Annotated in this window: 17 protein-coding genes, 1 tRNA gene and 2 pseudogenes; 9 read left to right on the forward strand and 11 right to left on the reverse strand. The window is 65.7% G+C overall.

Annotation, left to right across the window (positions count from 1 at the left end; all coding sequences use genetic code 11):
* The first annotated feature begins 121 nt into the window (after positions 1 to 121).
* Positions 122 to 1780, forward strand: coding sequence for a 2-isopropylmalate synthase (gene leuA / locus ASE69_RS03195; protein ID WP_056482627.1), 1659 nt, complete (start codon positions 122 to 124; stop codon positions 1778 to 1780).
* 44 nt (positions 1781 to 1824) lie between these two features.
* Here the strand turns inward: leuA and ASE69_RS03200 are convergent, their stop codons facing one another.
* From ASE69_RS03200 to folE, 4 genes are all read right to left on the reverse strand, one after another.
* Positions 1825 to 2502: a type 1 glutamine amidotransferase domain-containing protein gene (locus ASE69_RS03200; protein WP_056482630.1), complete on the reverse strand. Its 678-nt coding sequence runs from the start codon at positions 2500 to 2502 to the stop codon at positions 1825 to 1827.
* A 94-nt stretch (positions 2503 to 2596) separates the two neighbouring features.
* Positions 2597 to 2965 carry a dihydroneopterin aldolase gene (locus ASE69_RS03205; protein WP_056482633.1) on the reverse strand — a complete coding sequence of 123 codons (369 nt, stop codon included), beginning with the start codon at positions 2963 to 2965 and terminating at the stop codon, positions 2597 to 2599.
* Entirely contained in the window at positions 2958 to 3716 is a 759-nt protein-coding gene (locus ASE69_RS03210; RefSeq protein ID WP_056482636.1) for an SDR family oxidoreductase, read from the reverse strand. The genes ASE69_RS03205 and ASE69_RS03210 overlap by 8 nt, the downstream gene beginning before the upstream one ends.
* Positions 3716 to 4354, reverse strand: a complete 639-nt coding sequence (folE, locus tag ASE69_RS03215; RefSeq protein ID WP_056483108.1) for a GTP cyclohydrolase I FolE — start codon at positions 4352 to 4354, stop codon at positions 3716 to 3718. The genes ASE69_RS03210 and folE overlap by 1 nt, the downstream gene beginning before the upstream one ends.
* 203 nt (positions 4355 to 4557) lie before the next feature.
* Here folE and ASE69_RS03220 point away from each other — a divergent pair, with 203 nt between their 5' ends.
* The gene (locus tag ASE69_RS03220; RefSeq protein WP_056482639.1) at positions 4558 to 7617 is read left to right on the forward strand and encodes a TonB-dependent receptor; all 3060 of its coding nucleotides are present in this window, start codon (positions 4558 to 4560) and stop codon (positions 7615 to 7617) included.
* 417 nt (positions 7618 to 8034) lie between these two features.
* Here the strand turns inward: ASE69_RS03220 and fghA are convergent, their stop codons facing one another.
* The 4 genes and pseudogenes from fghA to ASE69_RS22495 form a co-directional block, all read right to left on the reverse strand.
* Positions 8035 to 8868, reverse strand: a complete 834-nt coding sequence (fghA, locus tag ASE69_RS03225; RefSeq protein WP_056482642.1) for an S-formylglutathione hydrolase — start codon at positions 8866 to 8868, stop codon at positions 8035 to 8037.
* A complete protein-coding gene (locus tag ASE69_RS22490) occupies positions 8868 to 9251 on the reverse strand; it encodes a VOC family protein (protein WP_200924107.1) in 384 nt (127 codons plus the stop codon). The genes fghA and ASE69_RS22490 overlap by 1 nt, the downstream gene beginning before the upstream one ends.
* An 11-nt stretch (positions 9252 to 9262) precedes the next feature.
* Positions 9263 to 9449: pseudogene (locus tag ASE69_RS23315) on the reverse strand (S-(hydroxymethyl)glutathione dehydrogenase); the annotation flags it as partial.
* A 1-nt stretch (position 9450) separates the two neighbouring features.
* Positions 9451 to 10499 (reverse strand): annotated as a pseudogene (locus ASE69_RS22495) (S-(hydroxymethyl)glutathione dehydrogenase/class III alcohol dehydrogenase); the annotation flags it as partial.
* Between the two features lie 119 nt (positions 10500 to 10618).
* On the opposite strand from ASE69_RS22495, the gene ASE69_RS03235 reads away from it, so the two are divergent.
* The 3 genes from ASE69_RS03235 to ASE69_RS03245 all read left to right on the forward strand — a co-directional run bounded on the left by ASE69_RS03235 (position 10619) and on the right by ASE69_RS03245 (position 11391).
* Positions 10619 to 10822 (forward strand): DUF2945 domain-containing protein, encoded by a 204-nt coding sequence (locus ASE69_RS03235; protein WP_056482645.1) that lies wholly within the window; start codon positions 10619 to 10621, stop codon positions 10820 to 10822.
* Between the two features lie 47 nt (positions 10823 to 10869).
* Positions 10870 to 11130 carry an SWIB/MDM2 domain-containing protein gene (locus ASE69_RS03240; RefSeq protein WP_031394799.1) on the forward strand — a complete coding sequence of 87 codons (261 nt, stop codon included), beginning with the start codon at positions 10870 to 10872 and terminating at the stop codon, positions 11128 to 11130.
* Between the two features lie 184 nt (positions 11131 to 11314).
* Positions 11315 to 11391, forward strand: a tRNA-Arg gene (locus tag ASE69_RS03245).
* Between the two features lie 62 nt (positions 11392 to 11453).
* Here ASE69_RS03245 and ASE69_RS03250 read toward each other — a convergent pair.
* Positions 11454 to 12119, reverse strand: a complete 666-nt coding sequence (locus ASE69_RS03250) for a UPF0149 family protein (protein WP_056482648.1) — start codon at positions 12117 to 12119, stop codon at positions 11454 to 11456.
* Between the two features lie 181 nt (positions 12120 to 12300).
* Between ASE69_RS03250 and treF the strand changes: the two genes are divergently transcribed.
* The 3 genes from treF to ASE69_RS03265 all read left to right on the forward strand — a co-directional run bounded on the left by treF (position 12301) and on the right by ASE69_RS03265 (position 16503).
* On the forward strand, positions 12301 to 13875 hold the full coding sequence (gene treF / locus ASE69_RS03255; RefSeq protein ID WP_414882875.1) for an alpha,alpha-trehalase TreF: 1575 nt from the start codon (positions 12301 to 12303) through the stop codon (positions 13873 to 13875).
* 69 nt (positions 13876 to 13944) lie between these two features.
* Positions 13945 to 14829 carry an exonuclease domain-containing protein gene (locus tag ASE69_RS03260; protein WP_235517973.1) on the forward strand — a complete coding sequence of 295 codons (885 nt, stop codon included), beginning with the start codon at positions 13945 to 13947 and terminating at the stop codon, positions 14827 to 14829.
* Between the two features lie 102 nt (positions 14830 to 14931).
* On the forward strand, positions 14932 to 16503 hold the full coding sequence (locus ASE69_RS03265) for a carboxylesterase/lipase family protein (RefSeq protein WP_082452784.1): 1572 nt from the start codon (positions 14932 to 14934) through the stop codon (positions 16501 to 16503).
* Between the two features lie 15 nt (positions 16504 to 16518).
* Here the strand turns inward: ASE69_RS03265 and ASE69_RS03270 are convergent, their stop codons facing one another.
* The gene (locus ASE69_RS03270) at positions 16519 to 17631 is read right to left on the reverse strand and encodes a lactonase family protein (protein ID WP_162236824.1); all 1113 of its coding nucleotides are present in this window, start codon (positions 17629 to 17631) and stop codon (positions 16519 to 16521) included.
* A 67-nt stretch (positions 17632 to 17698) separates the two neighbouring features.
* On the reverse strand, positions 17699 to 20734 hold the full coding sequence (locus ASE69_RS03275) for a glycosyl hydrolase family 28-related protein (protein WP_056482654.1): 3036 nt from the start codon (positions 20732 to 20734) through the stop codon (positions 17699 to 17701).
* 170 nt (positions 20735 to 20904) lie between these two features.
* On the opposite strand from ASE69_RS03275, the gene ASE69_RS03280 reads away from it, so the two are divergent.
* Complete coding sequence (locus ASE69_RS03280; protein WP_414882877.1) at positions 20905 to 21501, forward strand: gluconokinase; 597 nt, start codon at positions 20905 to 20907, stop codon at positions 21499 to 21501.
* The last annotated feature ends 27 nt before the right edge of the window (positions 21502 to 21528 follow it).

Here is a 21528-nt window from a genome sequence, read left to right on the forward strand (position 1 = left end):
CGCCTCCTGCTGCTTCGACTTACGCGCCCTTAGGCGCGCCGATCGTTTGCGCGGTGGCCATGCCCCGCGCCTCGCGCCTAAGGGCTGACCCTAACGCTCCCGACGACACGAGAGACTGGCCATGCTGCGCGACCCATCGACCAAATACCGACCCTTCCCGCAAGTCGACCTGCCCGACCGCCAATGGCCGTCGAAGACGATCGTCAAGCCGCCCCGCTGGCTTTCCACCGATCTGCGCGACGGCAATCAGGCGCTGATCGACCCGATGGATGCGGAGAAAAAGACGCGCTTCTTCGACCTGCTCTGCAAGGTCGGGCTGAAGGAGATCGAGGTCGGCTTCCCGAGCGCCGGCGCGACCGAATTCGACTTCATCTCGGGCCTCGTGAAGACCGGCCGCATCCCTGACGACGTATCGATCCAGGTGCTGACCCAGTCACGCCGCGACCTGATCGAGACGAGCTTTGCCAGCCTCGTCGGCGCTAAGACCGCGATCGTGCACCTCTACAACGCGGTGTCGCCGGCATGGCGCAAGATCGTGTTCGGGATGGACCGCGCGCAGGTGAAGCAGATCGCGATCGACGGCGCCAAGGTGCTGCGCGACGAAGCCGCCAAGCAGCCTAACGTCCGCTGGCAGTTCGAATATTCGCCGGAAACCTTCTCGACCGCCGAACTCGATTTCTCGCTGGAAGTTTGCGAGGCGGTGATGGACGTGCTGATGCCAACGTCCGACAATCCGATCATCTTCAACCTGCCCGCGACCGTCGAGTGCGCGACGCCGAACATCTATGCCGACCAGATCGAATGGTTCGGCCGCAACATCCGCAACCGTGACGCGGTGGCGATCTCGCTGCACACGCACAACGACCGCGGCACCGGCGTCGCGGCGGCTGAGCTCGGCATGATGGCGGGCGCGGACCGCGTCGAGGGCTGCCTGCTCGGCAATGGCGAGCGCACCGGCAATTGCGATCTCGTGACCGTCGCGCTCAACATGTACACGCAGGGCGTCGATCCGAAGCTCGACCTGTCGGACATCGACGGCGTCGTGAACACGGTCAATTACTGCACCAACATCCCCGTCCACCCGCGCACGCCCTATGCCGGCGACCTGGTCTTCACCGCGTTTTCCGGGTCGCACCAAGACGCGATCAAGAAGGGGTTTGCGGCGCAGGAGGCGAAGAACGACACGCTGTGGGAGGTGCCGTATCTCCCGATCGACCCCGCCGATCTGGGCCGCAGCTACGAGGCGGTGATCCGCGTCAATTCGCAATCCGGCAAGGGCGGCGTCGCCTGGGTGATCGAGCAGGACAAGGGGCTGAAGCTGCCCAAGCGGTTGCAGGCCGACTTCAGCCGGCACGTCCAAGCCTATGCCGACGAGACCAGCCGCGAACTGAACGCGGCCGACATCTGGAGCCTGTTCGAGCGGACGTACATGCCGCAGGCGGACGACCGCGTGGAGCTGCGCGACTACGAGGAGAGCGGTGCGTCGGGGCAGCGCGTGTTCATCGGCCGCGTTGCGATCGACGGCGAGGAGCGGTCGATCTCGGGGCGCGGCAACGGGCTGATCTCGGGCGTGATCGCGGCGATCGCGGAGTCGACCGGGCCTACGCTCGACGTCGTCGATTATAACGAGCACGCGATCGGCCACGGGGCGGACGCGCAGGCGGCGGCGTATGTCGAATGCCGGACTGCCGAGGGTCGGACGGTGTTCGGCGTCGGCATGGATACCGACATCGCGACTGCCTCGGTGCGTGCGGTCCTGAGCGCCGCCAACCGCGCCTGACCTTATGAAAGACGGCCACCGGCTGAACCGGTGGCCGTTTCTCCTTACGCCAGCTTCGCCAGCAACGCCTGTGCCGCCTTTGCCGACGAGGCGGGGTTCTGGCCGGTGATCAGCAAACCGTCCTCGACCACGTACACACCCCAGTCGGCGGTCTTCGAGTAGGTGCCGCCCTTCTGCTGCAGCATGTCCTCGACCAGGAACGGCACGACATCGCTGAGCCCGACCGCGGCCTCCTCGCTGTTGGTGAAGCCGGTGACCGTCTTGCCCTTCACGAGCGGCGTGCAGTCGGCAGCCTTCACGTCGCGCAACACGCCGGGTGCGTGGCAGACCAGCGCGACGGGCTTGCCTGCGCCGATCGCGGTTTCGATCAACGCGATCGATGCCGGATCGTTGGCGAGATCCCAGAGCGGCCCGTGCCCACCGGGATAGAACACTGCATCATAATCGGCGATCTGCATATCGGACAGCACGCGCGTATCGGCGAGCGCCGCAGTGGCATCTGCGTCTGCCTCGAAGCGCCGCGTCGCATCGGTCTGCGCGTCGGGCTTGGCGCTGCTTGGATCGAGCGGCGGTTGGCCACCGGCCGGCGACGCGAGCGTCATGTCGGCACCCGCATCCTTGAACACGTAATAGGGCGCGGCGAGTTCCTCGAGCCAGAAGCCGGTCTTGCGGCCGGTATCGCCGAGATCGGCATGCGAGGTGAGGACGACGAGAATTTTCAAGATTGATCTCCGGATCGGGTTCGTGGGGAGAGAACGAACCGGCTCTAGGATCGGCGCCTTCCGACTGTGAAACCAAATGCGCCCGGTCGAAGGACTATCGCTCTCGGTCGATCCGTCGCTCGCGTACGATCCGGCAGCCGATCGCGGCGTCTGGGTAGACGTCGGTCTTCATCGTCTCGATCTCGACCCGCCGCACCCGCTCGTCACTCAAGCACAACGCGGCGATCGCTTCGCACAGCGTCTCCTGCAGCGCGAACGGGCGCTCCGCTACCATTGCCAGGATGCCTGCGCGGACGAAGTCGTAATCGAGCACTTCCTCGATCGCATCCTCGCCGAGCGGGTCTGGATACATCACCGTCATCTCGACCGAGACGACTACGCGTTGCGGCACGACCTCGTGCGGGTGGATGCCCAGCCGCATCATGACCTCAAGCCCGTCGAGGATCGTCGTGAACTCAGCCATGTCGTCCCTCAAACATCACGTCGCCATCGCGGCGAAGAAACCGCTGCCCGCAATCGACGAACACATTCTGCCCCGTCACGCCCCTCGTGGTCAGCAGCCACGCGACCGCATCGGCCACTGCCTCCGCGCCGACCGGCCGCTTTAGCAGATTGTCGCTCGCCACCGCCGCGAACTCTTCCTCACTCTGGTCCCCGCTCGGCAAGGTCAGCCCCGGCGATACCGCGTTCACCGCGATGCGCGACCCGAGTGCCTGCGCCAGCATCGTCGTCGCCCCCTCCAGCGCGATCTTGCCGCAGCTGTACGAGAAGAAGTCCGGATTGAGGTTCGCCACCTTCTGGTCGAGCACATTGACCACCGCGCCGTCCGCGACGTCGTCCTGCGACGCGAGCGCCGACGCGAGCAGCACCGGCGCGCCGCAATTGATCGCGCCAAGCTCGGCGAACAACGCCGGATCGACGGCCGGTGGTCGATCGAACTCGAACTTCGACGCGCAGTTCACCAGGCCGCCGATCGGCTCGCCGATTGCCGACCGTGCTGCCGCGAACAGCTCGCCGATCGTGCTCAGATCGCTCAAATCGCCCGCTACCGAAACGCCACGACCGCCCTTGTCAACGATCTCCGCCACCAGCGCCGCCGCCTCGTCGGGCGAATGTCCCTGATGCACGACCACGGCATGCCCGTCCGCAGCCAGCCGCCGGACGATCGCCGCGCCCAGCCGCTTCGCCCCGCCCGTCACCAGGACGGTTCGCATCAAACGCCACGCCCCATCAAGGCCAGCACTTCCTTGCGGCTGCGCTCGTCGTCGCGGAACACGCCCATCATGCGGCTCGTGACCATCGTCACCCCCGGCGTGCGGACACCGCGCGCGGTCATGCAGGCATGGCTCGCCTCGATCACCACCGCGACGCCCTGCGGCTTGAGATTGTCCCAGATGCAGTCGGCCACCTCCGCGGTCAGCCGCTCCTGCACCTGCAGCCGCCGCGCGAACCCGTGCAGCACGCGCGCGAGCTTCGAGATGCCGACGACATGGTCGCGCGGCAGGTACGCGATGTGCGCCTTGCCGATGATCGGCGCCATGTGATGCTCGCAATGCGACTGGAACGGAATGTCCTTCAGCAGGACGATCTCGTCATACCCGCCGACTTCCTCGAACACGCGTTCGAGGTGTTTCGCAGGATCGTCGCCATAGCCCGCGCAATATTCCTTCCACGCACGTGCAACACGACGCGGCGTATCAAGCAGGCCCTCACGGGTCGGATCGTCACCCGCCCAGCGTATCAGCGTACGGATCGCCGACGCTACGTCATCGGGCACAATTACCTTGCCGTCGGGACCGATCACATCGTCTTCAACCGGCCGCTCGTCGGACCCGTTCAGTTCATCCCGCATCGCAACACCCTTTGACAGCATACCCAAACATCGGAACATGGGTCCTCTTTTGCAACTGTTTCATTTCAGCAACGCACCGTAAATCCCAGTAATCCGGGGTTCAAAATGCGTTGACGCTAGATTGTTTTCGTCGTTACTTCGCCATACCTGAAAAACTAAATCGTGAATCGGCATAGACCGGCACGATCGGGGAGAGGACTGACATGGCCAAGTTCGAATTGCTCGCCGCCTCGGCGATGATACTCCTGTCGATTGCGCCGGCAATGGCCCAGACGGCCACCACATCGGTTGGAAACGCTGGCCCCACCAACGGCCCCGGGCAGGAAGCGCCGTCGACGCCCAGCACATCGACGCAGACCACCCCCGCCGAGACCGCAGCCAGCGCCTATGCGTCGCAGGATATCGTGGTTACCGCGCAACGCCAATCGCAACGTTTGCAGGATGTTCCGATCGCAGTGAGCGCTTTTACCGCGGACGCGATCTCGAAGCAGCAGATCGTCAACCCGAGTGCGCTCCAGCAGACGTTGCCCAACGTCACCTTCACCAAGACCAATTTCACCACGTCGAGCTTCACGATCCGCGGCATCGGCGATCTCTGCGTCGGCGCGACCTGCGACCAGGCGACCGCGATCCACGTCAACGACATGCCGCTGGTCACCACGCGACTGTTCGAAAGCGAGTTCTTCGATCTGGAGCGGATCGAGGTTTTGCGCGGACCGCAGGGTACGCTGTTCGGCCGCAACGCGACGTCGGGCGTGGTCAACTTCATCACCGCCAAGCCGGACCTGTCGGGCATCCACGCCGCCGCCGAGGCCGAGTACGGCAATTACGATTCGAAGCGCGCGCGGGCGATGATCAACCTGCCCTTCACCGACACGCTCGGCATCCGCGTCGCGGGCACGTATCTCAACCGCGACGGCTATACCAAGAACACCTATGACAATTCGAAGATCGACGGGCGCGACCTGTATTCGATCCGCGGCACGTTGTCGTGGGAGCCGACCAGCGATACCCGCGTCGACCTGATCGGCTATTATTTCCGCGAGAAGGACAATCGCAGCCGCATCCAGAAGCAGCTCTGCCACCGCGATCCGACCGGCATCCTGGGCTGCCTTCCCGATCGGCTCGCCAACGAGACGCCGAACGGCAACTCGACATTGGCCGCGACGCTCGCCTCGACACAGTATTTCGGGATTGCCGGCACGCAGCTCGGGCACCCGGAGATTGCCGCGATCGGCTTGCAGAACCTGTATGCGACCGACACCTATGCCGGGGTCGTCAATCCCGGCGACGTCCGCACCGTCCGGATCGATTCCAACCCGACCTATTTCGCCGAGGAAGAGCAGTACACCGCCAAGATCTTCCATGATTTCGGTCCGGTCTCGTTCAACTTCACCGGCGGGTTCTCCCGCAACACGGTCGACAGTACAACCGACTTCAACCTCGCGGTCGAGAACCCGCTCGCGGGCAATGTCGGCCTGAACACGCTGAACGCGATCGGACGCCCCGGCGTCGTGATCCCGCTACCCGGCGGTGCGCTGGTCAATACCGGCTATCTCAATGGCGTCCGCTCCGTGCTGATCCCCAATGGCCCCGCCGGCGGCGCGTGCCAGTCGGGCGCCGATCCGAACAATGTCGGCGTGTTCGGCGGCAACGGCATCGGCTGTTATGCGCAGAGCCTCGACGTCGATCGCTCGCGCCAGGTGAACCGGCAATATTCGGCCGAAGCGCATATCGACAGCTCGTTCGACGGCATGTTCAACTTCCTGCTCGGCGGCATCTATGTGGACTCGCGTAGCCAGAACACCGACTATTTCGTCAACGCGTTCGGGCTGGATTACGCATCGGGCGTGCTCGGCGCGGCCAGCTCGGCGGCGATCCCGGGCGTCAACGGCAACGCGTTCCTCGCGACGCCGTTCTACCGCAACGACGGCGACGATTTCCGCCTGAAATCCTACGGCATCTTTGGCGAGACCTATTTCGAGTTCAACGACAAGCTGAAGCTGACGCTCGGCCTGCGCTACAACCACGACGAGAAGGACGTGAAGGCGCGCAACATCACGCTGAACGTGCTGACCCCGATCGGCGCGTCGAACATGACGCAGGGGCTGAACTACACCACCACCGACTTCGACTCGACGCGCGCCGGGGTGCAGGAATATGCGCTCGACAAGGTCAGCTTCTCGCGGCTGACGGGGCGTGCGGTGATCGACTACAAGATCTCGCCCGACAATCTGATCTACGCGTCCTATTCCCGCGGCTACAAGTCGGGCGGCATCAATCCGCCCTTGCCCGCGACGTTCTCGGTGCCGACGACGTTCACGCCCGAGAAGATCGACTCGTTCGAGATCGGCTCGAAGAATACCTTCGGCAACGGCGCGTTGCGGCTCAACGTCACGGGGTTCTATTACAAGTACAAGCAGTTGCAGCTGAGCCGGATCGTCGCGCGGACCGCGGTCAACGACAATGTCGACGCCAATGTCTACGGCGTCGAGGCGGAGGCGATCCTCAGCCCGATCCCAGCGTTCGTCGTCAACATGAACGCGAGCTACCTCCACAGCGAGGTGTCGGCGGACAAGTTCCTGGTCAATCCGCGCGATCCGTCGGGCGGCCGCTCCGACGCGGTGATCATCAAGGACCTGCAGAGCGCCGCCAACTGCGCGGTCGTGCCGACCACCGCAGGCAATATCGTCGGGGTGAACACCTATGTCGGCGCGGTGAACTCAGGTCTCGGCTTGCGCGCACCCGTGGCGATCCCGACGACCAACACCACCGGTGCGTACAGCCTGTGTTCGGTGCTGGCGTCGACTGCGGCCAATCCTCCGGCGGCGCTGCGTGCGCTGTTCGGCGTGCCGACCGGTGCCCTGCCATACAGCGTCATCGACGGCGTCGGCGTCAACATCCGCGGCGGCAAGCTGCCCCAGGCGCCGACCTATAAATTCTCGGCGGGCGCGCAGTACACCATCGCGTTCGGCAACGGCATGTCGTTCGTGCCGCGCGTGGACCTCAACTACACCGGCGGCTTCACAGCATCGATCTTCAACCAGCTGGTCGACCGCGTACAGGGCTATGAGGTGATCAACGCGCAGGTGCAGCTGAACGGCGCCGAAGACCGCTGGTTCCTGCGCGGCTTCGTGCAGAACTTGACGAACAATGACTCGATCACGGGCCAGGCGGTCGGCGACCAGTCGTCGGGGCTGTTCACGAATATCTTCACGATCGATCCCCGCCGGTATGGCATCGCGGCTGGGTTCAAGTTCTGAGGGGGGACATAAACGATCCTCCCCCGCCAGGGGGAGGTGGCACCGAAGGTGAGGGAGGGGGCGGACAAGGAGCAGAGGTTGGCGTGTGCCTCCCCCTCCGTCTGGCAAGGGCCAGCCACCTCCCCCTTGCGGGGGAGGATTTCAAGGAGGCCTCCCCTTTCGCAAGGGCGGGGACGCTGACAGGGCTCCCGCCTGCGTGGCGGAACCGGGAAGAGTAGGGTCGCGTACAACCACCAACCCTTATGGTCCGAAGGGGCTATCCACCGATTTTCTCCCCTCCCTGGAAGGGAGGGGTTGGGGGTGGGTCGGTCTGGATTGGCCGCGGCGTTTACCAAGCAGCCTACCCACCCCCGGCCCCTCCCTTTCAGGGAGGGGGGAAGATAGCAAATGCCCCACCTTACCGGTGAGGGGAGACGATCACTTCAGGCGCTTGGCGTGCCACGCGACATGATCCGCCATGAAGGTCGAGATGAAGTTGTAGCTGTGGTCATACCCCGGCTGCATTCGTAGCGTCAGGTCGATCCCCGCCGCCTTGCAAGCGTCCGCCAGCAACTCCGGCCTCAACTGCTCGACCAGGAAGCCATCGGCTTCGCCCTGATCGACCAGGATGTCCTCCACCCGCGCGCCATCTTCGATCAGCGCGCACGCGTCGTACGCCCGCCACGCCGTCCGGTCCGGCCCGAGATATCCGCCGAGCGCCTTCTCGCCCCAGGCGCACTGCAACGGCGCGACGATCGGGGCGAACGCAGACACGCTCCGGAAGCGATCTGGATTGCGCAGCGCGATCGTCAGCGCACCATGGCCGCCCATCGAGTGGCCAAAGATCCCCTGCCGCGCCATGTCCGCCATCGAAAACTCCACCGCGATCAACGCCGGCAGTTCGTCCTCGACATAAGACCGCATGCGAAAATTCTTCGCCCAGGGCTCCTCGGTCGCATCGACGTAGAAGCCTGCGCCCTTGCCGAAGTCGTACGCATCGTCGTCCGGCACGTCGTCCCCGCGTGGCGAGGTATCCGGCGCGACAAGAATCACGCCTAGTTCGGCACAAGCGCGGCGATACTCGCCCTTGTCCATGACGTTGGCGTGCGTGCAGGTCAGCCCCGACAGGAACCACAACACCGGCAACCGCGCGCCCTCGTCGTGCGGCGGCACGTACACCGCGAAGGTCATGTCGGTGCCGGTCGCGGTCGAGGCGTGGCGGTAGACTGCCTGCGTGCCGCCATACGCCTTGCTGGTAGAGACGGTCTCCATCATGAGACCCGGTGCAATGCGCAAAGCTTGTTGCCCGACGGATCGCGCAGATAGGCGAGATAGAGCGTGCGGCCGGCGGTACCCTGTCGGATACCGGGAGGGCTCTCGCACGCGGTCCCGCCGTTCGCGAGACCAGCGGCGTGCCACGCATCGGCGGCCTCGGGCGAGGTTGCGACGAAGCCCATCGTGCTGCCGTTGCCATGGCTCGCAGGCTGCCCGTCGATCGGCTTGGTCAGCAGGAAGCGGCCGCCGGCGTGGGCGTAGACCACCCGCCCCCATTCATCGACGACGCCTTCCGGCACGCCGAGCGCGCCCAGCGCCGCGTCGTAGAACGCCTTCGACGCCGCGATATCGTCGGCGCCGAGCATGATATGGCTGAACATGGCCCCGCTTCTCAATAGATCACGACGGAGCGGATGCTCTCGCCGGCGTGCATCAGGTCGAAGCCCTTGTTGATCTCGTCGAGCGTCAGGCGGTGCGTGATCATCGGGTCGATCTCGATCATCCCGTTCATGTACCAGTCGACGATCTTCGGCGTATCGGTCCGCCCCCGCGCCCCAGTCGTTGAAGTCGCCGACCACNTTGATCTCGTCGAGCGTCAGGCGGTGCGTGATCATCGGGTCGATCTCGATCATCCCGTTCATGTACCAGTCGACGATCTTCGGCGTATCGGTCCGCCCGCGCGCGCCGCCGAACGCGGTGCCGCGCCAGTTGCGCCCGGTGACCAGCTGGAACGGCCGCGTCGAGATCTCCTTGCCCGCCTCGGCCACGCCGATCACGATCGAGGTGCCCCAGCCGCGATGGCACGCCTCCAGCGCCTGCCGCATCACCGTCGTGTTGCCGGTCGCGTCGAAGGTGTAGTCCGCGCCGCCGTCTGTGAGCGCGACGATGTGCTGGACGATGTCGCCCACATCCTTGGGGTTCGCGAAGTGCGTCATGCCGAAGCGACGGCCCCATTCCTCGCGGTCGGGATTGATGTCGACACCGACGATCATCCCCGCGCCGGCCAGCCGTGCACCCTGGATCACGTTCAACCCGATCCCGCCGAGCCCGAACACGACAACCGTGTCACCCGGCTGCACCTTCGCCGTATGCACCACCGCGCCGACCCCCGTCGTCACGCCGCAGCCGACGTAGCACGAGGTATCGAATGGCGCGTCCTCGCGGATCTTCGCGACCGCGATTTCGGGCAGCACGGTGAAGTTCGAGAAGGTCGAGCAGCCCATGTAGTGGAAGATCGGCTGGCCCTTGTAGCTGAACCGCGTCGTCCCGTCGGGCATCAGCCCCTTGCCCTGCGTCGCGCGGATCGCGGTGCACAAATTGGTCTTCTGGCTGAGGCACGACTTACACTGGCGGCATTCGGGCGTGTAGAGCGGGATGACGTGATCGCCGACCGCGACGCTGGTCACGCCCGCGCCGATCTCGCGCACGATGCCGGCACCCTCATGGCCGAGCACGCTCGGAAACAACCCTTCCGAATCAAGCCCGTCGAGCGTGTACGCGTCGGTATGGCAGATGCCCGTCGCCATGATTTCGACGAGCACTTCGCCGAATTTTGGTCCTTCGAGGTCGAGTTCGACGATCTCGAGCGGTTTTTTTGCCTCGAAGGCAACAGCGGCGCGGGTCTTCATGGGTGGGTCTCCTTGATTGCCGCCCTGATGGCCCCCGTGCCCTGCGTCTGCAACCCATACGCGATGCAACCAATGCCGCGTTGCCGCGCTTGATCCTTTCAAATCAAGGAGATGGCGCGATGAAGGATCCGAAGAAGGGCGACGAGGTCACCTGGAAATCGCACGGCGGCGAGGCGCACGGCACGGTCGAGAAGAAGCAGACCACCGATACGAAGATCAAGGGACACACCGTCAAGGCGTCCAAGGAGGAGCCGCAGTTCATCGTAAGGAGTGACAAGGGCGGCAAGGCAGCGCACAAGGCGGACGCGCTCACCAAGGCGTGACCACGCGCGCAGTGCCCAACGCACGCGCGCAACAGGAAGGAATGCTTATGGCTACAGCTCCCAAGACCGGCGGCATCCACGCCCCCGTCCAGCCCTCTCCCGAGCTCGGCGAGATCGTCGGCAATGACAAGCTGCCGCGCAGCGAAGTGATCAGCAAGGTGTGGGTCTACATCAAGGCCCACAACCTGCAGAACCCCGAGAACAAGCGCGAGATTCTGGCTGACGAGAAGCTGAAGAAGGTCTTCGGGCGTGACAAGTGCACGATGTTCGAGATGAACAAGTACATCTCGCAGCACGTCAAGGCCTAACCGCCCGCACTGCACGGCAAGCGGCGACGGGGCATCGTAAGCGATACCCGTCGCCCCTTGATCGAACCCCGCATAGGGTTCCTAATATCGAGATCATCGTCGTGGCTCGAACGTTACCGCGCACGACCGGACGCTAGCCCCGCGCTTGATCGTCCCACCCGACCGGCGTATTGCGCCCGCCAATGCCCCCGTAGCTCAGCCGGATAGAGCGACGGTTTCCTAAACCGTAGGCCGCGTGTTCAAATCTCGCCGGGGGCACCAGCTTTTCCGCCACATGCCGCTGCCGTTTTCGGTGGCATCCGGACGCCGGACGGCCGGCACTTCTATCCGCAGCAGCGTTTGGATTTCTTCCCCGAGCCGCAGGGGCACGGATCGTTTCGGCCGATCTTCGTCGGCGTGGCGACCACCGGTGTGTCTGATGATGCACCCGCGTTCTGGGAATGCGCGGCATGGAGTTTCAGGATGGCGGCGACGATCTGCGCTGGGGCGTGCGCGTCGAGAGCGTTGACCTCGACGCTGTCGAGCGTGGTCTCGTTGGTGACGATCGCGATCAGCGCCATGATCTGCGCCATGGCGTCGGCGGTATCGGGCTCGGTGGCGTCGCCCAAGGCCGTCCAGCTTTCTGGCCTCAGCGCCACCGCTTCGGCGAAACCGTCGATCCAGGCTTCCCAGAGGACATCGCCATTGCGGTCGTCGGTGTCGAAGATCGGCTGAGGCTTGCCGCGGATCAGGTCGCGAACGATCTCGGCGTAGCGTGCCGTTACCGCATCGACGAACCACTGGACGTCGGCGGGATCGTCGAACGGCGGGTCGACGCTATCGTCCGAACCCCAGATACTCTGGAGCCACTCGCTCTGCGGGATCGTGTCGGGGCCAACCACCAAGCCTGTCAGAAAGCCGTCGAGTTCGGTGAGCAGCATCGGCTCCTCGAGCGGAAGATCGGCGAGCGCGCCGTCGAGGCGACGGAAACGGGAGGGAAGGTTTTTCATGGGTTCGGGTCGGCTGCCTTGGAGAATGCAGTGCGTCATAGCCTGCCGATGATGTGCGCTGCCAGTGACGAGTGGTGCAAAGCCCTGCGCCAACCGGAATGGACGGGGCGCGTGACACTTGCCTCGTGCGGGCGATCCTTCCATTGCATTCGCGTCGCCCACCGGATCGGGAAATTCGTACGTGATCAGAACCCTTTGCCGTTTCGCCGGGCTGGCCTCGATCGCGACGATGGCTCCCGCACAGCAGACTTCGTCTTCGTCGGTTCGATCACCCGCCGACCTCTACGGCGCGCTGTTCGAGGCCGTGCAGCAAGGCCAAGTGTTCGCGGATGGGAAGACGTTCGTCGACGCGGTGCCGAAGCGTCCGGCCGAGGCGATCATGGTCGACTATGTGCGGGCTAAACCTGCCGGCCCGGCACTAAAGGCGTTCGTGCTCGCCAATTTCGTGGTGCCTCGCGAGAATGACCGTGGCTCGGGCGATCTCAGGACGCATGTCCGGACGCTCTGGCCGCAACTCGTGCGCCAGCCGGTCGCGCCGGTGGCGGGTAGTTCCGCGCTGCCGCTCCCGGCCCCCTATGTCGTGCCGGGCGGGCGCTTCCGCGAGATCTATTACTGGGACAGCTATTTCACGATGCTCGGGCTGAAGGTCGATGGTCAGCAGCCGCTGGTAGAGTCGATGCTCGAGGATTTCACCAGCCTGATCGAGCGCTATGGGCATATCCCGAACGGGACGCGGACCTATTATCTCAGCCGGTCGCAGCCGCCTTATTATGCGCTGATGCTCGACCTTTCGAGCAACACCGACCCCGTGGTTGCGAAGCGTCGACTGGCGGCGCTGCGGGTCGAGCACGCGTTCTGGATGAAGGGCACGGGCTGCTTCGACGGCAAGCCTGCCTGCTCACGCGTGGTGCGGATGCCCGACGGGAGCGTGCTGAACCGCTATTACGACGACCGCGATACGCCGCGTGACGAATCCTATGCCGAGGACGTCGCGACCGCGGCGAAGGCGGCGCCTCGACCCGTTGCCGACACGCAGCGCAACCTCCGGGCGGGTGCGGAAAGCGGGTGGGATTTCAGTTCGCGCTGGCTGCGTGATCCGCAGTCGCTCGCGACGGTCCATACCACCGACATCGTGCCGGTCGATCTCAACAGTCTTTTATGGGCGATGGAGCGCCGCATCGCCGAGCGCTGCCAAACTGTGGGCGACGCGCCGTGCGCCACCAGTTTCACGACGCTCGCGGCGAAGCGTAAGACGGCGATCGACCGCTATCTCTGGCAGGCGACCACCGCGCGCTACGCCGACTGGGACCTGTCGATGCGCAAGCCCACCGCGAGCATCAACGCAGCCATGCTGCACCCGCTGTTCGTAGGTCTCGCCTCGGCTACGCAGGCGAAAGCCGTGGCCGCGACGGTGCGCAAATCGCTGCTAGCGGAGGGCGGCTTGCGGACGACGACGCTGAACACCGGGCAGCAATGGGACGAGCCCAATGGCTGGGCGCCGCTGCAATGGGTGGCGATCGCCGGGCTGGCGCGGAACGGCGAACCGGCGCTTGCGAAGGACATCGCCAAGCGCTGGCTCGGGACGGTTGGCGCGGCCTATGCCGAAACGGGCAAGATGCTGGAGAAATACAATATCGAGCAGCGTACGCCGGGTGGTGGCGGCGAATATCCGGTGCAGGACGGCTTCGGGTGGACCAACGGCGTGACCAGCGCGATCCTCGACCGCTATCCCGACCTGGCGCAGAAGGCGAAGTAAGGCAGGCGCCAGCGAACGTTCCGGCGGCAATGGTTGCTTACGGCACCCGGCGCCACATATGGACGTGCAATGCTCGACCCAGCGCCCGCCAGCCAGACCGACGTCGCCGATATGCTCACACCGGATTTCGTCGTCATCGACGTCGAGACGGCATGCTCGCGCGTCAGTAGCATCTGCCAGGTGGGGATCGTCGGGTTTCGCGACGGCCGCGAGATCTTCGAGTACGAGACGCTGGTCGACCCGCGCGACGAGTTCAACGTGTTCAACACCCGGATCCACGGGATCACCGAACAGGACGTCACGGGCAAGCCGTGCTTCGGCGACATCCACGGCATCGTCGACGGTCATTTGTCGGGCCGGACGACGGTGGCGCATTCCTATTTCGACAAGGGCGCGCTCGCCGCGGCGTGCCGCATCCATGACCGTCCCCCGATCGAGACGGTCTGGCTCGACAGCGTCCGCGTCGCGCAGCGCGCCTGGCCCGATCTGGCGAGCCACCGGCTGGGCGGCCTCGCGCAATATCTCGGGATCGCGCACCAGCATCATGACGCGCTGAGCGATGCGCGCGCCGCCGGCTGGGTAATCGTCAAGGCGATCGACCATACCGGCATCGCGCTCGACGAATGGCTGAAACCACCGCGCAAGCCCGGCCCGGCCCCGCGCCCCGCTCCCACCGGACCGCTCAGCGGCGAACGCATCGCGATCCTTGGCGAGCCTCGCGATGGGCGGCTTGCCAACGCGATTGCGGCGCTTGGCGGAAGGATCGTATCGGCGGTCGGCAACACGACGACGATGCTGGTCATCACCGGGCGTGCGCCGTTCAGCTATTCGGTGCGCAACAGCGGCGCGTATCGTCGCGCGGAGCAGTATCGGCGGCTTGGCGGAACGATCCGTGTGGTATCCGAGGTCGAGCTCGATCTGCCGGCTATCGCGGCCAGCTTTACGGCAGCCTGAGCAGGCGCGTGCTGCCGGCAATGTGAAGGAATAGCGACCGTCCGCCTTGGCAAACGCCGGGTGGGGTGCGACCATCGTACCAAAGCGATAGCGGAGGGCGATATGCGGTGGGCGACTTGGGGAATGGCGGTCGGCTTGCTGGCCGCACCGGCGATGGCGCAGCGCGTGCAAGTCACGAGCGGAACGCTCGAAGGCACGCACGTTTCGACCGCCGCAACGCCGATCGATGCGTATCTCGGCATCCCCTATGCGGCGGCACCGATCGGCCCGTTGCGGTGGCAGCCGCCGCGGCCGGCCGCGCAATGGACGGGTATGCGCAAGGCAGATCGGTTCGGTGCGCGTTGCATGCAGCAGCCGCTATTCGCCGACATGAAGTTCCGCTCGCCGGGTATCAGCGAGGACTGCCTGACGCTCAACGTCTGGACGCCGGCGGCCGCAAAACCGGGCGCGCGGCTGCCCGTGTTGTTCTACATCCACGGTGGCGGCGCGATCGCGGGTGACGGGTCGGAACTGCGCTATGACGGGGCGGCGATGGCGCAGAAGGGCATGGTCGTCGTGACGATCAACTACCGGCTCGGCGCGTTCGGGTTCCTCGCGACCAGCGCGCTGGCCGCGGAATCGCCAACGCATTCCGCGGGGAATTACGGTTTGCTGGATCAAGCCGCGGCGCTGGCCTGGGTCCGTCGCAACGCCGCCGCGTTCGGGGGCGATCCCGCGCGGATCACGATCGGCGGGGAGAGCGCGGGTTCCATGTCGGTTAGTGTGCTGATGACATCGCCGCTGACCCGCACGCAGTTCGCCGGGGCGATCGGCGAGAGCGGTGGTGTGCTGCCGCCGACCTTCCGCCCCAAGCCTCTCGCGGTGGCGACGAAGGATGGCGATGCGTTCGCGGTGGCGGCGAGGGCGCCATCGCTCGACGCGCTTCGGGCGATGCCGGCCGAGGCTTTGCTTGCTGCGCAAGGGACGCAGCGGTTCCGCGCAGACTTCATCGTCGACGGGCAGTTTCTGACGGAGCCGCCGATCGACACCTACGTGGCGGGGCGCGCGGCGCGCGTGCCGTTGCTGGTCGGTGCGAACTCGCAGGAGGGAAGCTGGACGAGCATCCTTGCCGGGCAACCACCGACGGTGGCGAATTACCGCGCAGGCGTCGCGAAGCTCTTTACCGATCCGGATGCGCTGCTCGCCTTGTACCCGGCGAAGTCGGATGCCGACGTGCCCGTCGCGGCGACCGCGCTGGCAAGCGATGCGTTTCTCGGCGCGTCGACGTGGCAGTGGTTCGACCTGCACCGCCGGACGCGCCAGCCAACCTATTATTATCATTTCGCGCATCCCCGCCCTGCCGCACTGCCGCCGCTGACCAACCCCGACGTGCCGCCGATCGGGGCGGTGCACAGCGCGGAGATCGAATACGCGCTGGGCAACCTCCACACGAACCCGGCCTATGCCTGGACGGCGGACGATCGCCGGATTTCGACAGTGTTCCAGGGGTATTTCGCCGCGTTCATCAAGACCGGCAACCCGAACGCGGCCGGGTTGCCGAACTGGTCGCCTGCACCGCCCGCGGGGGGCGTCATTCCGCGCCAGATCGTCGACGTACAGACGCGTTCGGAACCGTTCGTCGAGCAGGCACGCTATGTCGCGGCGACGCCGTTGCTCGAACGGCGAGTGCCCTGAACTAGCGGACGCGTTCTAGATCTGGCCGACGAAGACCGCGCCTGGCACAGACAGCGTCCGTCCGGTTGCGGTCAGCCGGCCATCGGGTTCGATCCTGAAGATCGCCAACGTGCCTGATCGCTCGTTGCCGACGAGGACACGGCGCTGCGCTTCGAGAACTAGCAGGAAGCGCGGCCACTTGCCGCCGCTGGGGATATGCTGGAGCAGGCTCGGCACGCCTGACGCGTCGAGCGCGAAGACGGCGACGCTGTCATGGCCGCGGTTCGAGACGTAGAGCCGCCGCCTGGCCTGGTCGATCGCAATATGCGCGGCCTGCGAGGCGCCCTCGTACCCGTTCGGCAGTGTCGACCCCGTGTGGCGGGTCGCGAAACTGCCGTCTGGGCGGGCGTCGAGCATGATGACCGTATTGGACAGTTCGCATACGACGTAGGCGAGTGGACGGCGTGGATGATGGACGAGATGGCGCGGCCCAGCTCCCGGCGGCGCTCGCCATGCGGCGATCGGCTCGGCCAGTGCGCGCGCGCGCGGATCGAAGCGATAGGCGAAGATCGTGTCCGTCCCCAGGTCGACCGAGTGCAGCCATCGGCGATCCGGACTGAAGCCGACCCAGTGCGCATGCGGGGCCTCCTGTCGGGCCTTGTTCGGGCCATGCCCCGTGTGGCGGAACACGACCGGTTCGCCTGGCACGCCGGTGCGCGGGTCGAGGCGGTGGAACGCGACGCTGCCGCTTGAATAATTGGCGACCGCGAGGCAGGCACTGGCGCGGTCGATCGCGACGTAACACGGGTCGGCGCCTGCCGTAGGAGCGATGCCGCGGTGCGACCAGTTGGGCGCATAGGCAGCGATCTCGCCCGCGGCCTTCTCACGGACGAAGTAATACGCGTCGCCCGGCCCGCCGCCGACGCCGAACGAAGCGTCGTCGATCCCCGATATCGGCGCGCCGACCTGCCACGTGTCACGATCCGGGTCGAACGAGATCGGATACACGCCCTTGCCGCCTTCGCGCGCGTAGGTTCCGGCGATCAGCCGTACCGCTCGCTTGCCGCGGCCGGCCGCGACCGCCGGGAAGGCGAGCGTTGCCGCCATCGCGGTCAGGGCCGACCGTCGTGTCATGGTCCAGTCGGTCATGCCCGTTCCTTTGCAGCTATCGGCGCGTGTCATGCTTCAGCGGTGCCACCGAGGCAACGAACGCGGCTCAGGTTTCGACCGCGTAGAGCGCGTGGTGCGCCAGGATGAACAGCGTGCGGCCGTTCGCGCCGCCGAAGATCAGTTGCAGCGGCCGTTCGGGCACGTCGATCCGTCCGGACTCGCGTCCATCCGCGTCGTGGACGAACACCTGGCCGTTCGCGAGGTAGACGCGGCCGTCCGGGCCGACTGCAACGCTTTCGCCGCCGCGATTGGCGAACGGCTTCAGATCGGTGACACTGCCGCCGGCGCCGAGCAGCCCGCTATAGGTTTTGGCTTCGGAGCCGTTGCTGACGAACACGCGCTCGCCGAGCTTGGCCTTCACGAAGCCGTAGGTGTCGAGTGCGTCCGAGAAGCGCCAGCCGAGGTGGTTGGCTGGCCCCTGCTGGACGGTGCGATACGCGGGCAGGACCAGCGAGCCGTCGGGCGAGACATATTCGCGGGGTTTGGGCACGGCCATGTCGCGCGCGAACATCTCGCCGAGCGTCGTGAACTGGTAGGTCGTCGGATCGATCTGATCCTTGAACTCGCCATTGACCCAGAAATTGCCCGGTAGCGCGATGTTCGCATCGCGGTGCGGAGTCACCGGCGTCGGGGGGATCACGGCGATGCTGTCCGGATCGCCGGGCTTGATGCTGTAGACCGTCCCCGCCGCGCCGTCCGACGACAGCACCATGAGGTTACCCGAGCGATCGACCGCGAGGTTGACCGGATCGACGGGCGCATCGGCGGCGACCGTCAGCCCCTCGCCCGCCGTCCAGCCATAGATGCGGTGAGTATTATGCTCGACGAAGTAGAGCTTGCCCTTCGCATCCACCGCCGCACCGGCGATCGAGTAGAACCCGTCTTCCAGCTTGCGAACGGCCGGGCCAGTGGTCGTCGCGACAAGCGTGGCGCTGCGTTTCACGTCCAGCACCGCGAACTCGCGTTCGCGCACCTCCGCCCCGGAGGTCATGTCCTGGATCGCGTTCTCGTACGGGAACTTGCTCGCGCGCAGGTCGGTGCCGCAGCCTTCCGCATCGCAGAACGCCAGCCCGCTTTCCCCGTTCACATGCACGTTGCGGAAGCGGATATCGTCGGAATTGTAGATCCTCACCGCCGATGGTGCCGGCTGGAGCGACCGCGTCACGCGGTAGGCGTGATAGTTCGCGAACAGGATGTTGCTCGAATTGCGAACCTCGAGCGACAGCGCGTTGCGGCTTTCTCCCGCCTCTTCCTCGGTCTGCGGTGCGAGGAACTCCCAGTTCTTGACGCCGTCCAGGACGATCTCGGCGCGTGCGTGATGCTCGGCGGACATCTCGTATACGTGGCCGGGCGTGCTGGTGTTCGAGACGTGGAGCCCGGCGGCGGCGAAGGTGTTGGGGGTCCACAAATTGTTGAACGTGCCGCCGCCGCCATCGGTGACCGACAGGCTCGCATATTGCCCGTCCCAGCGCTTGCGCGGATCGGCGTCGCCGGTGTGGTCGGCGTTGTACGGATCGATCCGACTGCCGTCGGCGCGGCTGGTACCATGGCCGCCGTGGAAGCGGACGTCGTCGACCAGCGAGTCCGCGCCGGCCTTCCATAGCAACGCGGTCGCGCGTGGGTTGATGCCGCCGGTGGTCAGGCCGATGCCGGAGACGATCGCGGCGCCACCCTTCACGCTTTCGATCAGCCCCTTGACGGCACCGATGCCGCGGAACGCCGGCGTGTCGTCGGCGAGCACGATCTGGGTCATGTCCGGGTGCAGGCCGATCAGCACCGTGTCGGGCCGCAGCTTGAGCGTATCGGAAACGCGGTAAAAGCCGGTGGGGAAATAGACCACGCGGTGCGTATCGATTGCGTGCTGGATCGCCGCTGTATCGTCGGTCGCATCGTCGCCCTTCGCGCCCGCGCTCCGCACGTCGAACCACTGCGCGACAGGCGGCAGCGCGCGGATCGCCGGCGGTATCCGCTTGGGCATCGCCGGGATCGGCGCGGCATCGACGCGCGTCTCGTACTTGCCGGTCGCGCCGAGCCCCGGCAGCGTCAGGCCATAGCTGAACGCCTTTACCCGGTATCGCGCGCCCTGCCCGGCCACGGTCTTCCCGCTGTCACGGAACCGCGCGAAGATCGGCACCGCGCTGGCAGTGGCGTCCTGGAAGCCGATCTGCGTGTAGACATTGTCCTCGTTGCTGATGACTACGGCGGCGTCCGAGACGTTCTCGAACCGCACGTCGCGGCCCCATAGCCAGTCGCCATAGCCACGGTCGATCTCGATCCCGACGGGGACGTTGTGGATACTGGTGTTGACGAGCGTCAGCCCCGCCTCATGCTCGCGGATCGCGGCGTCGCGCTGGCCCTCGAACGACGAATCCAACAATGTGTACTGCCATGCGGGTGAGGTCTTCTCGCTGAGGATGCCGTAGCGCCCGCCGAAGAAGCGCAGGTCCTGCCCGACATTGCCGACTTGATAGATACCGGCTAGCCCGGAGCCGATGTGAAAGTCGACATGGCTCAGATACGCGTGCTGCGCCAAGTGGAACCGCACTGCGGTCGCCGCCGGATTGCCGTCGCCGATCTCGAAATCGACGTTGCTGAGCGCGGAATAGAACGTCCCCGAATTGGCGTCGGCGATGGTCGCGTCGAACGGTACGCTGGTCGGCGGTGGCACCGGCACCTTTGGCGGCGCGGCCCGAGTGTCGGCGCGCGAACCGGTGAAGAACAGCATGTTCGCCACGCCGGTCTGGAAACCGGGGGTCGCCGCGCCGAGCGTGATGACGGGGCGCGTCTTGCCCGTGCCGAACACGCGCACGCCCGGCCAGACGAAGATCGTCCGCGAGATGCGGTAGCGGCCGGCGGGCAGGAAGACGATGCCCTCGCCCCCTTTAGCGCTTGCCGCGCTATTGATCGCGGCCTGGATCGCGGCGGTATCGTCTGCTCGGCCGTCACCGCGCGCCCGTACCGTGACCGAACGCGGATCTGCCGGTGCGGTCAAGAACGCGGACTTTGAGGGCAAGGCCGAACGGGGGGCCGCGAAGGCTGGAACCGTCGTCCCCAGAAGCGCGATCGCTAGCGTCAGTTTCACAGGCTCACCCGAAATTGGTGTGGGACGCGCCGGACGATGTCCGCCAGTCTGCACCGCAGGTAGAGATGCATGCGACCATAGGCGATCACGACCAAGGTCGTAGTAGCCGATCCCGCGTGCTCGGACGATAGACGGTGACGAACCGACCGCGCGCAGCTTATGGAGAGCCAGTGCCTCCTTCCCCCGAAACGATCCCCAATCCGGCCGACGCGCTACCCTATGCCATCATAGTCATGGGCGTCAGCGGCAGCGGCAAGTCTACGCTGGGTGCCGAACTTGCGCGGCGTCTGCGCTGCGAATTCCTCGAAGGGGATGCCTTCCATAGTGCCGACAGCGTCGCGAAGATGCGGTCGGGCCAGCCGCTCGACGACCAGGATCGCTGGCCTTGGCTCGATAGGATCGCAGCCGGATTGCACGATGCGGCCCGGACGGATGGTACTGCGGTTGCAGCGTGTTCGGCGCTGAAGCGGGCCTATCGCGATCGACTAGTCCACGCCGTCGGTATGCCGTTGCTGTTCGTGTTCCTCGATACGAAGGACAGCGGCGAACTCGCCCGACGGCTGGTCCACCGTGCGGACCATTACATGCCGGCCAGCCTGCTCGCGAGCCAGCTCGATACGTTGGAAGCACTCGGCCCCGACGAGCGCGCCGTCACGCTCGATGCGGAAGATGCGCCCGATCGGCTTTGCGCCGAAGCGCTCGGGTGGATCGGACGCGAGATGTCTGGCGCGTCCAAGATACCGGAAGACGCACGACGAAGGTCGTAATAGCCAAGGCGACCGGCAAGGCCGACA

This window comes from Sphingomonas sp. Leaf208 (assembly GCF_001421415.1).
In the GTDB taxonomy this organism is placed as follows: domain Bacteria; phylum Pseudomonadota; class Alphaproteobacteria; order Sphingomonadales; family Sphingomonadaceae; genus Sphingomonas.